The organism is Gordonibacter pamelaeae 7-10-1-b (genome assembly GCF_000210055.1).
Taxonomy (GTDB): Bacteria; Actinomycetota; Coriobacteriia; order Coriobacteriales; family Eggerthellaceae; genus Gordonibacter; species Gordonibacter pamelaeae.
On the sequence record NC_021021.1, the window covers coordinates 3,420,661 to 3,422,396 of the forward strand.

Consider the following 1,736-nt stretch of genomic DNA (forward strand, 5'->3'; position numbering starts at 1 on the left):
ATGGGGCCGACGATGTCGGCGAATCCGAGCGTTTCCATGCGCGTCCTTTCGACTGTCCTCCTGGCGCTCCTGCGCCGGCGGCGGGGCAGGGCGGGCTCCGGTTGCCCGGCCTTCATCGGCGGGGCGCCTGTTTCGCTGCCATGGTAGCGCATACCGCGCGGGCGCGCCCCGCCGACCGCTCATTTCGTGAGATTCCACGACGAAACGATGGCGGAACCGCAGCGCCCGCCCTTCCGTCGCTATACTGTTTCCCATCAAAGCCGCGGGCATGCCCGCGCGGCCCTATTCCGATATGAAAACGGCAGACGAAGGCGCCCCGCCCGGGGCGCCGTGCGGCGAAGGAGCGAGCATGGCCACAGCGGCACCCATCATCGTGGTGGGCCACAAGAACCCTGACAACGATTCCATCTGCGCTGCGGTGGGCTACGCCTACCTGAAGAACGAGCTGGCGCGCCGGGAGGCGCGCGACGGGGAGGCGCCGGCCGTGTACGTGCCGGCGCGCCTGGGGCCGCTGCCCCCCGAGAGCAGCTGGATCCTGAAGGAGAACGGCCTGCCGCTGCCCGAGGTCGTGGGCCATGTCCACGCGCGCGTGTCCGACGTCATGACGCCCGATCCCATCTCCATCGCCCACGACGCCACGCTGCTCGCGGCGGGCCGCCTGCTGCGCCAGCACAACGTGCGCGCGCTCGTGGTGACGAACGACGACGGCACCTACCGGGGCCTCATCACCACGCGCATGATAGCCGAGCGCTACATCGCGGCCACCGACGTGCTGGAGGAGGGCGGCGCGAACGAGATGGCCGTGGCGGGCGACCTCATCGCGTCGCTGGGGCAGAAGGTCAGCGACATCACCGAGACCGACGTGCTGGAGCTGGACAAGGACGGCCTGCTGAAGGAGGCCGTCGAGGACCTCATGGCCAGCGCCCTGCGCGAGGCCGTGGTGCTGGACGACGACGGGTTCGCCATCGGCATCGTCACGCGCTCCGACGTGGCGGTGCACCCGCGGCGCAAGGTGGTGCTCGTGGACCACAACGAGACGCGCCAGGCCGCCAACGGCATCGAGGAGGCCGAGGTCGTGGAGATCGTCGACCACCACCGCATCGCCGACGTCATGACGGCCAACCCCATCAAGTTCCTGAACCTCCCCGTGGGCTCCACCGCCACCATCGTGGCCATGGAGTTCCGCCGCCACTGCGTGGAGATGCCTCCCGCCATAGCCAGCGTGCTCCTGTCGGCCGTCATGACCGACACGGTCATCCTGAAGTCGCCCACCGCCACCTACGTCGACCACGAGATCGTGGACTTCCTGGCGGACGTGGCCGGCGTCGACCCCACCGCGTTCGGCCTGGCCGTGTTCAGGTGCCGCGGCGGCGAGGACAACATGCCCGTCGCGAAGCTCGTGGGCGCCGATTCCAAGGAGTTCCAGCTGGGCGACTCCACCGTGCTCATCGCGCAGCACGAGACGGTGGACCTGCCGGCCGTCATGAAGCGCGAGGACGAGATACGCGCCTACATGCGCCGTTTGAGGGAAGACCGCGGCTACGAGTTCGTGCTGCTCATGGTCACGGACATCCTGGCCGAGGGCAGCCAGTTTTTGTGCGAGGGCAACCTGCGCACCGTGAACCGCGTGTTCAACATCGACTGCTCCGCCGAGGGCGGCACCTGGATGCCGGGCGTCTTGAGCCGCAAGAAGCAGGTGGCCGCGAAGATCCTGGGGGCGTGACGGGCGGCCGGCG

Annotated in this window: 1 protein-coding gene; it reads left to right on the forward strand. The window is 69.1% G+C overall.

Annotation, left to right across the window (positions count from 1 at the left end; translation table 11 throughout):
- Positions 1-349 precede the first annotated feature (349 nt).
- Positions 350-1,723: a putative manganese-dependent inorganic diphosphatase gene (locus tag GPA_RS15730; protein WP_041239794.1), complete on the forward strand. Its 1,374-nt coding sequence runs from the start codon at positions 350-352 to the stop codon at positions 1,721-1,723.
- Positions 1,724-1,736 lie beyond the last annotated feature (13 nt).

Coding starts and splice junctions, on each gene's coding strand:
- GPA_RS15730 (WP_041239794.1), top strand. CDS start 350: ATGGCCACAGCGGCACCCATCATCGTGGTGGGCCACAAGAACCCTGAC.